The sequence below is a fragment of the Vreelandella zhaodongensis genome (genome assembly GCF_013415115.1).
In the GTDB taxonomy this organism is placed as follows: Bacteria; Pseudomonadota; Gammaproteobacteria; order Pseudomonadales; family Halomonadaceae; genus Vreelandella; species Vreelandella zhaodongensis.
The window spans coordinates 310,635-324,129 of record NZ_JACCDD010000004.1 but is presented as its reverse complement, the minus strand read 5'-3'; the positions used below and the strand labels follow the sequence as shown (position 1 = coordinate 324,129).

Here is a 13,495-nt window from a genome sequence, read left to right as displayed (position 1 = left end):
CTAGCGGCGTTCTGCTTTTAGTGTCAACTGTTTAGAGTTTTTTGGTTTACGGTTGATGGTTTTAGAGAGCTAGGGTTCGTCATGGCGGCCGGGCTGCTTTATACTCTGCGCCCTTTCTTAATCGTCTTTTCTTGATCGCTTTTTGTTAATCGCCCTTTATGAATTGGAGCGCGGATGTCTGACGCTACGTCACAGCCTCTTGAGTCTTCTTCATTGACTGACTACGACCCTGCTACGGGGCATCCGCGTCCACCTCGGCGTGAATTTAAAGCACGGGGCAGTTTTGTCACACGCTGTGAAGGGTGCAACCTTCCTGAGCTTAATTGTCTGTGCCCTTACCAGGTGAAAGCGGATAGCACCGCCCAGGTGTGGCTATTAACCCACTCTATCGAGCATTACAAGCCGACGAATACGGGCCGGTTAATTGGGGATGTGCTGACGCAAACCAGAGTGTTTACCTGGTATCGCACCGCGCCTGACGAAGAACTAGCCGCACTGCTTGAAGATCCGCGCTACGCGCCTTTTGTGATCTTTCCTGATGACCAGCCCGACTATGCAGATCGTGTGGTGGATATTAATGCCGTGCATGCGGTGAAGCAGCAAGCGCGTGTTCCGGTATTTGTGATTTTAGATGGCACTTGGCGCCAAGCGCGGCGGATGTTTCGCAAGAGCCCTTATCTAGATACGTTGCCGGTACTGCCGCTGCGCACCGAGCGGGAGACTCGCTATCGGCTACGCAAACCTGCCTCAAAAGCACACCTGTGTACGGCAGAAGTTGCTATTGAACTGCTGCGCCAAAGTGGCGATGAGAATGCCGCTAACGTGCTGGACGATTACTTTGATGTATTTAACGATAGCTATGCCGAGAGCCGCTACTATCGCAAAATTGCTGAGCCAACCGCTGCCATGCAGCGGCTGTTAGACCGACAAACTGAGGCAAACGTTAACTAACTAGTGCCACTACCGAACAGTGCGCCCGCAATTCTAAAGCCTGCGACCCAGGTGCCTACTGCTGAGCCTACCGTGGCCAGAATAAATACCAGCAGGGTGCGAGATACGCGGTTTTTCCACCACCCCTTCAGCTGAGTGACGTCATGGCGCAGGGTGGAGAAGTCGCGCACTTTGGGCTTGCGCATGTAAAGCTCGATCCCAGCAGCAACAAAGCCTGCACCAATGGTTGGGTTAAGCGAGGTCAGTGGAGCGGCAAAGAAAGTAGCAATCACTGTCACAGGGTGTGCTAGCGCTGCAATGGTCGCGCCAGCAGATAAAACACCGTTAATTAAAAACCATTCTATAACCAGCTGCCAGCCAAGCTCGGTATTGCGCGAAAACCCGATCGCAAAGCCGGTTAGCACCAATGCGGTAATCAACCATGGCATGGCTTTCCATAGCTTAGAAGGCGGTGGTGTTGCCTCAAGCGACTCACGCTCAGCGGTGGGGTTTTCTGGTAACGGCGCTTCCAGGTGTTCGCCAGTGCCTTTTAAGTGCCCTGCACCGAGTACCACTAACACGTTTTGGTAGCGCCCGGGCGGGGCTTCTTCAGCTAAGCGCAGCGCCATATAACGGTCACGCTCGCGAATGAGCGGTGTATAGAGCGCTTCAGATTCTGCGGCAAACTCGCTGAAGGTCGCCTCCAGCATGTCGCCTTCTTTTAGCTTTTCAATATCTTCTTTGGAAACATCCTGGCGCGACATCACGCTGCCAAGCAGCCCAGAGAACAACGAAAAGCGCTGCCACCATGGCACATTGCGGTAAATGCGTTTAAGTGTAATGCCAACGTCTCGGTCCACCAGCAACAGCGGGAGCTTGCGTGTACGACACTCTTCTATTGCCGCGCGCATTTCAGCGCCAGGCTGGATGCCGGACTGCTCGGCTATGCGCTGCTGAAACGCACCAAGCGCCAGACTCGCCGCTACCATGCCAGCTTTGCCTTGTTTGAACACTTGGAACAGGTCTTGCTCACCCATTGCGTCAGGGTTGTCGATGCTGTGATGACGGGCATCGCATAGCTCGATGGCAACGGCATCAAAGGTACCATTATTGATTAACTGGCGTACATCGTCAGCGCTCTCCGCTGACACGTGAGCCGTACCCAGTAACGTGTAACGAGTGCCGCCAACCGTAATCGTTTTTAAAGGGCCGCTGGTGCTTGGCAGTGCATCTGGCTCCTGCATCAGCGGTGTCGCGTTATCGTGGGTCATTAATGTTACTCAACTCATAAATGTAAAAACGTTAATTCGTCGACGTTAGATCAGCGACGCCAAAATGCCGGTGTAAACAACACCAGCACTGTGAATATTTCTAAACGACCGAGCAGCATAGCCAATACTAATATCCATTTGGCTAGACTGGGCAAGTCGCCGTAATGGCTACTGGCTTCACCCAGTGCAGGGCCTAAGTTGTTCAGTGCAGAGCCGACCGTTGACCAGGCGGTGACTTGGTCGACACCAGTGGCCATAACGCCTACCAGCATCAAGAAAAACAGCATGACGTAGGCAGAGAAAAATCCCCATACCGCCTGGGCGATGCTATCGGGTACGCTGACTTTACCCACTTTAACGGCAATCACTGCGTTGGGGTGAATAAGGCGCATTACCTCCCGCATACCCTGTTTTATGATGAGAATAATACGAATTACCTTCATGCCACCCGCTGTCGAACCCGAACAGCCACCAACAAAAGCCGCGATAAATAGCAGAAAGGGAATGGCTCCCGGCCAACCTGAGAAGTCAGCCACCGCAAAGCCAGCGGTAGTGGCGACTGATACGACTTCAAACAGCGCGTGTCGTAGACCTTCGATATCGTTATAAGTGCCCGTAAACCACAAGGTGATCACGGTAATCACGGTGAGTCCTGCTAAAAAGAGCAGCAAAAAGCGCGCTTCCGGATCCTGAAAATAGTGCAGCAGGCGTTTTTCTCGCCAAGCGATAAAATGCAGGCTAAAGCTAACCGCTGAAATCAGCATAAAGCCGATGCAGATAAGCTCAATGGCGGCGTTGTCAAAGAAGCCGATACTGGCGTCATACGTGGAGAAACCGCCAATCGCCACCGTTGAAAAGCTGTGGCCTAGCGCATCAAACCAACTCATACCGGCCAACATATAAGCGAACATACAGGCCAGCGTCAGCGTCGCGTAGATGTACCAAAGCGCTTTAGCCGTTTCGGTGATGCGCGGTGTCAGTTTGGAGTCTTTCAGTGGTCCAGGGATTTCTGTGCGATATAGAGCCATCCCCCCAACCCCTAGCGTGGGCAGAATGGCGACGGCCAGCACGACAATCCCCATCCCCCCCAGCCACTGCAGCTGCTGGCGGTAGTAGCGCACAGATTCCGGCAGAAAATCGATACCAGTAATGACGGTGGCACCGGTGGTGGTTAGCCCGGAAAACGACTCAAACACCGCATCGGTGATGCCGAGCGAGCCTTCACCAAAGAGCATCAGCGGCAGTGAACCAAACAGCGCTAGCACGGTCCAGAACATGGCGGCAATAATAAAGCCATCGCGGATACGTAGCTCTTTATGAGAGCGACGATTAGGCAGATAAAGCATTAACCCAGTCATGGCGGTAATCGCGATACCGCTCATAAACGCATGCCAAACGCCGTCGCGAAACCATAATGACATCAGCATCGGTGGTAGCATGGTGAGGCTAAACAGCATTAGCAGTAGCCCCAGAATGCGTAGAATAACCCGCAAGCTCATAGCAGTGATTGCCTCATAGCGGTGGCCCGGTTTTTAGTTGAACGCTTCCTAAAAGAACGTTAACCCGACCTGGAACAGACGCTCCACATCGCGAATGCGTCGCTTATCGATAACAAACAAAATGATGTGGTCGCCGCTCTCTACCATGACGTCATAGTGAGCAATCAACACCTCTTTGCCTCGTACAATTGCCCCGATAGTGGTGCCTTCGGGCAAATCAATTTCTGCAATCGTACGGCCGACGACTTTAGAAGACTGCTTATCACCATGGGCGATGGCCTCAATGGCTTCCGCGGCACCACGGCGCAGCGAGTGAACGTTGACAATATCGCCCCGGCGTACGTGGGTGAGCAGGCTGCCGATCGTAGCTTGTTGGGGAGAAATAGCGATATCAATTTCACCACCCTGCACCAAATCTACATAAGCGGCGTTATTGATGAGTGTTAATACTTTTTTCGCCCCGAGCCGTTTGGCCAGTAGCGACGACATAATATTCACTTCGTCGTCGTTGGTTAACGCGCAAAAAATATCGCACTCTTCGATATTTTCTTCTTCAAGTAGCCGTTTGCTGGTCGCACTGCCATGGAGCACCACGGTGCGGTCAAGCCGCTCGGATAGCGTGGTGCAACGTTCCAGGTTGTGCTCAATGATTTTGACTTGGTGGCTGTGCTCCAGGTGTTCGGCTAAACGTTCACCGATATTGCCGCCTCCTGCAATGACGACTCGGCGAAAATCTCGCTCGACTCGGCGTAGTTCACTCATCACCGCGCGAATATCACGCCGTGCTGCCAGGAAAAACACCTCGTCGTCGGCCTCAATCACCGTATCGCCACGGGGGATAATCGGCCGGTTGCGGCGATAGATTGCCGCCACGCGGGTTTCCACGTTGGGCATGTGCTTGCCCAAAAAGGCTAAGTCCTGGCCGACCAGAGGGCCGCCGTAGAAGGCTTTTACCGCTACCAGCTGTACCAGGCCTCCGGCAAACTCCAGTACCTGCAGCGCACCGGGGTGCTCTATCAGCCGGCGCACATGGTCAGTGACTACCTGTTCGGGGCTGATTAACACGTCAATAGGGATGGCTTCGTGGGCGAACAGGCCTTTACGGGTGAGGTACGCGGTTGAGCGCACGCGGGCAATTTTGGTCGGTGTGCGAAACAGCGTATGGGCGACTTGGCAGGCGATCATGTTGATTTCATCGGTGTTGGTCACCGCAATTAGCATGTCGGCATCTTCGCAACCCGCCTGGCGCAGCACGATAGGGTAGGAGCCCGCACCGGTAACAGTGCGTATATCCAACTTGGTGTGCAGTTCGCGTAATTTGGCACCGTCGGTATCGACGACGGTAATGTCATTTTCTTCGCGGGCAAGGTGCTCCGCGAGGGTGCCGCCGACCTGGCCGGCGCCGAGAATGATGATTTTCATTGCTGAGCATCGGTTCCGTTGTAAGCGCCAGCGCGTTCTCGGCAAGAGATGTGTGCGCTGCAATAAAGACGGCGGCCAGTGTAAACCAGCCGCCGTCGAAAAGCAGGTAGGGATTATTCCAGCGTAAAGCCGATTTTTACCGTGACCTGCCAGTGGGCCACACGGCCATCTTCAATATGGCCGCGGGTATCGGTTATTTCGAGCCAACGCATATTCTTGACAGTTTCAGATGCTTTGGCGAGTGCATTTTGAACGGCTTCCTCAATACCCTTCTCGGAAGAACCGGTGAGCTCGATATGCTTATAAGTGTGATGACTCATGCTATCTCCATCGTTGCCATGAATTCGCTGCCCTGTCAGTTAACAGTGCAATGGGCAGTATGTTAAGCAATCTGCTTTTCTAGTCTGGCATAAAAAAAGCCATCGTGACTGCTTTGTGCAGGAAACAGTTGGCGGCCATCGCCACTGACTTCACCCCAAGCAACATCGCTAGGCGTGGTGACCTTCGCATCTGGTGTGCGGGCAATAAATGCCGCAATTTGTTCTGCATTCTCTTCGGGTAATACAGAACAGGTGGCGTATAGCAAGGTGCCGCCAGGACTCAGCAGCGCCCATAAATTATCCAACAACTGACGCTGTAGCTTGGCTAGCTGACGAATGTCATCTTTACGACGCAACGTTTTAATATCGGGATGTCGGCGAATAACGCCTGTGCCAGAGCAAGGTGCGTCGAGCAGGATAGCGTCAAATGGCATGCCGCTCCACCAGTCACGTTGGGTGGCATCGGCGTGCTGTAGCTCTGCGGCAAGCCCTAGGCGGCTGAGCGTGTCTTCTACCTTTGCCAAGCGCTGGTTGTCGCTGTCGATGGCGGTGAGCGCGATATCGAACTGCTCTAATAGGTGTGCTGTTTTACCGCCAGGAGCGCAGCAGGCATCCAGTACGTGCGCGCCAGGGCGTGGCGCTAAAGCGGGGCCAAGCAGTGCTGCTGATAGCTGCGCGGCCTCATCCTGAACGCTGACATGGCCTTCTTCGAATCCAGGGAGCACAGTGACATCGCAGGGAGTCTCCAAGGTGATGCCGTCAGGTGCGTGCAAGCAAAGTCGTGCGCTCAATCCCTGTTCGCTAAGTTGCTGCAGATAGGCTTCGCGGTCGTTATAGCGTTGGTTGACCCGGAGGGTCATGGGGCCTGGGTCGTTGTTCGCTTCTGCGATGGCGCGCCATTGTTCGGGCCACGCATTGCGCAAGGCGTTGAGCAGCCAAGGTGGGTGTTCCAGGGCAACGCTTTCGTCGCGGTCGACCACTTCCTGGAGCGCGTCGGATTCACGCTGGAGGCGGCGTAGGCAGCCGTTAAGCACACGGGTAGCCCACTCTTTGCCTAGCAAGCGAGCAGCGCCAGCGGTTTCACCTACTGCTGCGTGGGCGGGAATGCGCATGTACAGCAATTGATAAATACCTACGAGCAGCAGAGCGTGAATGTCACTATCGCGCTTCTTAAAAGGCTGCTTGAGCAGTGCGCTAGCCAGTGCTTCCAGACGCGGCAAGCGCCGACAGGTGCCGTAACAGAGTTCTTTTAACAGGCTGCGGTCGCGGGCAATCACACTGTGCTCGTCTAGCCCGGCCAGCGAACCTTGATCGGTCAATACCGGCACTAGCGTGCGGGCGGCCGCAGCGCGCACTTCCTGGCCACTGCCACTTTTGGGTGGGCGATTCTGGCTCATTCACTAACTCCTTGATGAGCGGCGGCGTGCCCAAGGCGTGCGCCGACGGTAAGCGGGGTTTGTCGGGCGTTCAGCAAGTCGCGCACGGCCATCGCTTTACCACCAGGTAGCTGGGCGTGGCTAACGCACAGTACTTCTTGGCCTTGCTCGCCACAGGCAATGCGCAGGTGATCCTCACCATGTTCCAGTAGCGTGCCAGGCGGAGAGGGCAGTTGTTCACCCGGTTCGACACTCGCCATTAACAAGCGTAGGCGGTCATTGCCTAGCGTGCACCAGGCCACTGGCCAAGGGTTAAACGCGCGGATTTTACGCGCCAACGGTTCTGCCGACTGGTGAAAGTCCAGTTCGGCTTCCGCCTTGCTTAGCTTGGCTGCGTAGGTAATGCCCTCGTCTGGCTGCGGTGCTGGTGTTAGGTCGTTACTGTCTAGGATATCCAGCACGTTAACCAGCGCATTCGCTCCTTGAATGGCTAGCCGATCGTGCAAGTCGCCGCCTGTGGTGCGGGGAGTGATTGGCGTGCGAACTTCATACAGCATGTCACCGGTATCCAGCCCTGCATCCATTTGCATAATGGTGACGCCTGATGCGTTATCTCCGGCTTCAATGGCGCGCTGGATGGGGGCGGCGCCCCGCCAGCGCGGTAGGAGCGACGCGTGCACGTTGATACAACCTAAGCGAGGGGTATCCAATACGGCTTGAGGGAGTAGTAGCCCGTAAGCAACAACGACCATCACGTCAGCATTTAATGCTGCCAGTTCCGCTTGGGCATCGGCATCTTTTAAGCTAACAGGTTGATAGACAGGTAGCCCATGTTCAAGAGCAAGCTGCTTGACGGGGCTGGGAGTAAGCTTACGCCCACGGCCTGCTGGGCGATCAGGCTGGGTGTACACCGCGACAACCTGATGCTGGCTATCTAGTACGGCAGCAAGGCTTGCGGAGGCGAAATCAGGCGTGCCAGCAAAAATAACGCGCAACTGTGACATGGAGTTGGCTACCTAGCATTGAGTGGGGAGACGACGGGGCGGCGCGTGAAACGAATGAAGGCCGAGAGGCAACGTTGCAAGACACGATGTGAATATTCCGTGCGTTTGCAACGTGTCGGCTCGGCCATCAATAACACGGCGTGAATCGGTTTACGCGTCTTGCAACAACTTATGGCGCTTTTGCATCTTTTTCATCACTCGGTCGCGCTTAAGGGGTGATAAATAGTCAACAAATAGCACGCCTTCCAGGTGGTCATACTCATGCTGAATGCAATGGGCTAACAAGCCATCTGCTTCCAGCTCGTAAGGCTCACCATTACGATCCAGCGCGTTCAACTTTACGTTTAGATAACGCGGTACTTCCGCGTAGTATTCAGGGATCGACAAACAGCCTTCTGAAAGCGGCTCTTTCTCTTCACCAATGGGCTCGTAGCGCGGGTTAATAAGCACCAGCGGCTGGGAGTTATCATCGCTGACATCCATCACCACGATACGGCGATGAACATCTACCTGGGTCGCGGCAAGGCCGATACCACGTGCGTCGTACATGGTCTCCAACATATCGTCGACGAGCTGGCGGACCTCATCGTCAACGGTTTCCACCGGTGCAGCCTTAGTGCGCAGGCGCTCGTCGGGGAATTCGAGAATAGGAAGTTTGGCCATGGCGTTACAATCACCGTTATGCTGAGTCTTTAATGTGAACAGGTCTTCCAGCTGTGTTGGCAGACCTCAGTGCTTTAATGCACCACTATACTATGCATCACTATATCATGCTGTGGGCGTGCCTGGGCATGCACAGTGCCGTGTAACCCCTTCGCCGCTTTCCGAATGATTGCGAAAGGAGAACAAAACCGTGGCAATAAAGCACCCTCTTTATTATAGCGTCTTTGGTGCTGTATTCATTGGTGCTTCGTTAGCGTGTTTGATGCTCTTTCCCAGCAGTGCATTTGCAGGGCAAGCGCCACAAACCGTGGTGTCGCTTTCTCCCCAGGTACGCAGCGTGCCGCATTATCAGGTAGATGCCCCGATTCCTGTAGACACGATTCGTGCCTTTTTGCGCGAACACCGAGTGATCGAGCAGGGGGAGGTCTTGCAGGAGTTGGCCTACGTCATCGGGGGAGAGCATCAACGTCTGATGAGCGGTGCAGGCGATACAATTTATGTCCGCGGCGAACTTCCTCCCAAGGAACGCGTAGGCATTTACCGCCAGGGGGAGCCTTACATGGCGTCTGATGGTTCACCACTGGGAAGAGAGTTAATGGCTATTGGCGAGGCACGCCAGCTTAGCAGTGAGGGAGATATTGCGCGGGTAGAAATACTCAGCGCCCATCAGGAAGTGCGCAGCAATGATGTCTTACTGCCGCTTGAATCTCAAACCGTAGAAAAGGACTTCCAACCTCGGCTACCGTTGAATCATGTCGCTGGCCAGGTGATTGCGGTACCTGGCGGGGTACGCTTTATTGGACGTTTACAGATGGTTGCGCTGGATGTTGGTACTCAGAACGGTTTGCAGCCAGGCCATGTGTTACGTGTGAACCGGCAGGGTGGGCAAGTTAATGACCCGCGCACTCAGGCGCTTCTTCAACTGCCCGCTGAAGAGGTGGGGATGATTATGGTCGTTAAGCCATACAGCCATATGAGCTATGCCTTGGTCATGCAGACAAGCAACGCTTTAGCCGTGGGTGATAAGGTAAGATCGCCTTCCGACTAGGGGGAAGTGAATAGGGGATGCGTATGAACGCCAAGGAGTGGCTGGTAGTAAACGCTCTGCCGGGTATGGGGGCACTGCGAACTGCCCGATTAGTTGCCCGACAGCCCCAGTGGCCTGATGGCTGGCTAGCGGCATTGCCTAGCCAGGCTGCGAGTGCGCTCCGGCTATGGTTAACGCACCCCGAACGCAGCCCGCTACAGGAGGTAGTCGACGACGCGGAAGCGTGGTGTCGGAGCGGCTTCAATCGTCACCTGTTACACCGTGATCACCCAGCATGGCCTGAACTGCTGAATCAGTTGCCTGACCCACCCGTAGTGCTTTGGGCGCAAGGTGATCTCACTGCGCTGAATGGCCCAAAACTCGCCATGGTGGGCACTCGACGTCCAACGTCGGAAGGCAGCGGTAATGCTCAGGCGTTTGCCCGAGAGTTGGCCAGTCGTGGCTGGTGTATCGTCAGTGGTATGGCGCTCGGGGTGGATGGCGTTGTACAGCGTGCAGCGTTAGCGGCAGGTGGCCAGTCGATTGCAGTGCTTGGCTGTGGAGTTGATGTGATTTACCCGCCGCGCCATCGTGATTTACATGAGCAGCTAAGTAGCGTGGCCGGAGGCTTGCTGTTATCGGAACATCCGCCAGGAACCGTCGCTCGCTCAGCCTTTTTTCCACGACGGAACCGAATTGTTACGGGCCTTTCACTGGGCACGCTTGTGGTTGAGGCCGCCGAGAAAAGTGGTTCATTGGTCAGCGCGCGTTTAGCCTTAGAGCAAGGTCGTGATCTGTTTGCCCTGCCGGGCTCGTTGCACAACGTTCAGGCCCGGGGCTGCCTACAGTTATTACGCAGCGGTGCGACGCTAGTGCGTCATGTGGACGACATTCTGGAAGAGCTTCAGCATTGGGCGGAAAGTTTTATGCCAGCAGCATCAGTCGCGAACGATGAGGAAATAAGCGCGAGTGTGTCGAATGATACTGAGCTGCCAGCTGACACTCTGTTAAGTGCCTTGAGCGCCACACCGACGCCAATTGATGTGTTGGTTCAGATCGCAGGCGTTACGGTGAGCGAGTGCCAGCAACGGCTGCTGATGTTGGAACTTGATGGCAAAGTGGCGCAGCAAGCGGGTGGCTGGGTGCGTTTGACGCGGCCATGGTAGGATGTGAGTAACAGTTTTTCATCTGCTGAGGCGGTATCAAGTCTAGGGGGATGAAGGCCCGCGTTTGTGACGAGGAGCATCTATGAAATCGGCTGTTGACGTTAAAGAGGCGGTACGTGCATTGAAAGAGGGGGGCGTCATCGCCTGCCCCACCGAAGCGGTGTGGGGTCTGAGCTGTGACCCGGATAACGATGAAGCGCTAGCGCATTTGATGCGCATGAAGGAGCGTGATCCCGCCAAAGGCGTTATTTTAGTAGCCGCTAGCATTCAGCAATTTCAGCCCTGGCTAAACCAACTGCCGCTTGAGCTGCATGCACCCTTAGCGGCCAGTTGGCCTGGCCCCAACACATGGCTAGTGCCTGACAATGGCCGTAGCCATGGCTTAGTACGCGGCGCCCACCAGAGTGTGGCACTACGAGTGACTGACCACCCTCTAATGAAGGCGCTTTGCGAGGCCTTTGATGGCCCATTAGTTTCCACTTCAGCTAATCGTGCGGGCGACCCACCTGCCATGAGTGCTGAAGAAGTCGCGTCCATTTTCGGCGATGAAATAGCCGCGATTGTCGCGGGTGAGCTTGGGGGAAATGCAAAGCCCAGCACCATTAAAGACTTGGTGACTGGCAAAATAATGCGTTCTTAACCCAGCGTCTCAAACGGCCTCTGCCATTCACTATTCACCAATCACACTTATCCTCGACCCCTTTGGAGTTACTGTGGCTCACGAGCACCTAGATGACGTTAAACATTACCTTCTGGACCTGCAGGAACGGTTATGCGCAGGGCTTGCCGCTGCTGACGGAAAAGCGGAGTTTAAAGAAGATAGCTGGCAGCGTGAAGAAGGCGGTGGCGGTCGTTCAAGAGTCATCGAAGAAGGCGCGGTTTTTGAGAAAGGCGGTGTTAACTTCTCCCATGTTTACGGTGCTCAACTGCCTCCCTCAGCGACGGCTGCACGGCCAGAGCTTGCCGGACGTAGCTTTCATGCGGTTGGGGTTTCCTGGGTGCTCCACCCTGAAAACCCTAATGTGCCGACAAGTCACGGAAATGTGCGCTTCTTTATCGCTGAAAAACCGGGTGAAGCACCGGTATGGTGGTTCGGTGGCGGCTTTGATTTAACGCCTTATTACCCGGTATTTGAAGATGTCGTGCACTGGCATCGGGTTGCCCATGCAGCCTGCGTGCCGTTTGGCGAAGAGGTCTACCCGCGCTACAAAGCGTGGTGTGATGAGTACTTCTATCTTAAACACCGTGAAGAAACCCGAGGTGTTGGTGGGCTATTTTTCGATGATTTAAATGAAGGCGGTTTCGACGACTGTTTTGCTTTCCAACGTGCGGTGGGCGACAGCTTTCTGGATGCCTACGTACCGATTGTGCAGCGCCGTAAAGATGACGCATGGGGTGAAAAAGAGCGTGATTTTCAGCTCTATCGTCGCGGCCGCTATGTTGAATTTAATCTAGTCTGGGATAGGGGCACTCTGTTTGGCCTGCAAAGCGGCGGGCGCACCGAATCCATCTTAATGTCTATGCCGCCGCTAGCCCGCTGGGAGTATGCGTTTACGCCGCCAGCGGATAGCCGTGAGGCGCAGTTGCATGACTACTTGGTGCCTCGCGACTGGCTTGCCGAAGCTGATCAGCAGGGTAACGCATAAGGAGCTTATATGACTGATCGTTACTGTGTGTTTGGCAATCCGATTAAGCACTCTAAGTCACCATTAATTCACGGTGAGTTTGCCAATCAAACCCAGCAATCCATGACCTATACTGCCGAACTTGCACCGGTGGAGGGCTTTTCCAGCGCTTGGCGAGAATTTGTGGCAACGGGTGGCCGCGGGGCAAACGTCACCGTACCGTTTAAGGGCGATGCCTTTGCGTTGTGCGATACCTTGAGCCACCGCGCCAAGCGTGCTCAGGCGGTGAATACGCTGGTTGTCGGCGGCAACGGCCGCACCTACGGTGATACCACTGATGGCATTGGGCTGGTACGTGACCTCGGGTACCACCGCGTCCCCATCCAGGATAAACGCGTGCTAGTGATTGGCGCAGGCGGTGCGGTGCGTGGCGTGCTTGAACCGCTGCTTGCTGAGCAACCCCATGATGTGGTTATCGTCAATCGAACGGCGGAGAAAGCCGCCCAATTAGCAGAAGCGTTTGCCGATTTAGGCACCCTTCAGGGCGGCGGATTTGACACGTTAGAAGGCCAGTTTGATCTAGTGATCAATGGCACCAGCGCCAGTCTTTCCGGTGATTTGCCGCCGTTGCCAGATAGCGTATTTAACCCAGGGGCTTGGGCCTACGACATGATGTATGGCTCAGAACCCACCGTGTTTTTACAGTGGGCAGGGCCACGTGGTGCTAAGCTGCTCGATGGTCTGGGTATGCTGGTAGAACAAGCCGCCGAATCCTTTTTCTTGTGGCGTAACGTGAGGCCCGAAACTGCTTCGGTGCGCACACTGTTACGGCAATCGTTGAACATCGCCAGCGACTAGCTTTCGAACGTTCGACAAAAAAGGCAGCCATCGCGGCTGCCTTTTTTGGTTAATGCGAGTGGTTCTCCCGTTGCTAACGAGATTTGGTATAAAAGCCAATCATGCACATGACTAAGCCAACCACCGAGAGCAACATGCCTCCATTGACCAACAGCGGTGAGCGTTCTAACCATGATACAAACGGCTGTGGCGTGTCGCGGCACACGCTTGCTAGGTAGTCCCAGTGCCCGCCATCCAGCTGGCAGGCGCGTACATCGCCTAGCTCCCAGAAATAAACGCCGAGCAGTACTATGACGGGGAGAACAAGCAGCAGTAAACCAAGTCGAATCATTCA

General features: G+C 54.9%; 14 protein-coding genes. 6 read left to right on the top strand and 8 right to left on the bottom strand.

Features of this window, described 5'->3' with window-relative positions:
* Positions 1–174: 174 nt before the first annotated feature.
* Positions 175–951 carry a tRNA-uridine aminocarboxypropyltransferase gene (locus tag HZS79_RS09580; RefSeq protein WP_179927718.1) on the top strand — a complete coding sequence of 259 codons (777 nt, stop codon included), beginning with the start codon at positions 175–177 and terminating at the stop codon, positions 949–951.
* Here HZS79_RS09580 and HZS79_RS09575 read toward each other — a convergent pair.
* From HZS79_RS09575 to def, 7 genes are all read right to left on the bottom strand, one after another.
* A complete protein-coding gene (locus HZS79_RS09575; protein ID WP_162219696.1) occupies positions 948–2,201 on the bottom strand; it encodes a TraB/GumN family protein in 1,254 nt (417 codons plus the stop codon). The genes HZS79_RS09580 and HZS79_RS09575 overlap by 4 nt on opposite strands.
* A gap of 50 nt (positions 2,202–2,251) precedes the next feature.
* Positions 2,252–3,700 carry a TrkH family potassium uptake protein gene (locus tag HZS79_RS09570; RefSeq protein WP_162219695.1) on the bottom strand — a complete coding sequence of 483 codons (1,449 nt, stop codon included), beginning with the start codon at positions 3,698–3,700 and terminating at the stop codon, positions 2,252–2,254.
* 48 nt (positions 3,701–3,748) lie between these two features.
* Positions 3,749–5,122, bottom strand: coding sequence for a Trk system potassium transporter TrkA (gene trkA, locus HZS79_RS09565; protein ID WP_162219694.1), 1,374 nt, complete (start codon positions 5,120–5,122; stop codon positions 3,749–3,751).
* Between the two features lie 113 nt (positions 5,123–5,235).
* On the bottom strand, positions 5,236–5,442 hold the full coding sequence (locus tag HZS79_RS09560; protein ID WP_162219693.1) for a dodecin: 207 nt from the start codon (positions 5,440–5,442) through the stop codon (positions 5,236–5,238).
* 62 nt (positions 5,443–5,504) lie between these two features.
* Entirely contained in the window at positions 5,505–6,839 is a 1,335-nt protein-coding gene (rsmB, locus tag HZS79_RS09555) for a 16S rRNA (cytosine(967)-C(5))-methyltransferase RsmB (RefSeq protein WP_162219692.1), read from the bottom strand.
* The gene (fmt, locus tag HZS79_RS09550; RefSeq protein WP_162219691.1) at positions 6,836–7,822 is read right to left on the bottom strand and encodes a methionyl-tRNA formyltransferase; all 987 of its coding nucleotides are present in this window, start codon (positions 7,820–7,822) and stop codon (positions 6,836–6,838) included. The genes rsmB and fmt overlap by 4 nt, the downstream gene beginning before the upstream one ends.
* Before the next feature lie 150 nt (positions 7,823–7,972).
* Entirely contained in the window at positions 7,973–8,485 is a 513-nt protein-coding gene (gene def, locus HZS79_RS09545; protein WP_162219690.1) for a peptide deformylase, read from the bottom strand.
* 262 nt (positions 8,486–8,747) lie between these two features.
* Between def and HZS79_RS09540 the strand changes: the two genes are divergently transcribed.
* The 5 genes from HZS79_RS09540 (at position 8,748) to aroE (ending at position 13,161) form a co-directional block, all read left to right on the top strand.
* Complete coding sequence (locus tag HZS79_RS09540; RefSeq protein ID WP_246311446.1) at positions 8,748–9,533, top strand: peptidoglycan-binding protein; 786 nt, start codon at positions 8,748–8,750, stop codon at positions 9,531–9,533.
* Positions 9,534–9,556: 23 nt separating this feature from the next.
* Positions 9,557–10,678: a DNA-processing protein DprA gene (dprA, locus tag HZS79_RS09535; protein WP_162219689.1), complete on the top strand. Its 1,122-nt coding sequence runs from the start codon at positions 9,557–9,559 to the stop codon at positions 10,676–10,678.
* Between the two features lie 82 nt (positions 10,679–10,760).
* The gene (tsaC, locus tag HZS79_RS09530; protein ID WP_009724256.1) at positions 10,761–11,318 is read left to right on the top strand and encodes an L-threonylcarbamoyladenylate synthase type 1 TsaC; all 558 of its coding nucleotides are present in this window, start codon (positions 10,761–10,763) and stop codon (positions 11,316–11,318) included.
* A 73-nt stretch (positions 11,319–11,391) separates the two neighbouring features.
* Complete coding sequence (hemF, locus tag HZS79_RS09525; protein ID WP_179927717.1) at positions 11,392–12,324, top strand: oxygen-dependent coproporphyrinogen oxidase; 933 nt, start codon at positions 11,392–11,394, stop codon at positions 12,322–12,324.
* Between the two features lie 9 nt (positions 12,325–12,333).
* Complete coding sequence (aroE, locus tag HZS79_RS09520; RefSeq protein ID WP_179927716.1) at positions 12,334–13,161, top strand: shikimate dehydrogenase; 828 nt, start codon at positions 12,334–12,336, stop codon at positions 13,159–13,161.
* A gap of 73 nt (positions 13,162–13,234) precedes the next feature.
* On the opposite strand, the gene HZS79_RS09515 is transcribed toward aroE, so the two are convergent.
* On the bottom strand, positions 13,235–13,492 hold the full coding sequence (locus HZS79_RS09515; protein WP_179927715.1) for a hypothetical protein: 258 nt from the start codon (positions 13,490–13,492) through the stop codon (positions 13,235–13,237).
* Positions 13,493–13,495: the final 3 nt, after the last annotated feature.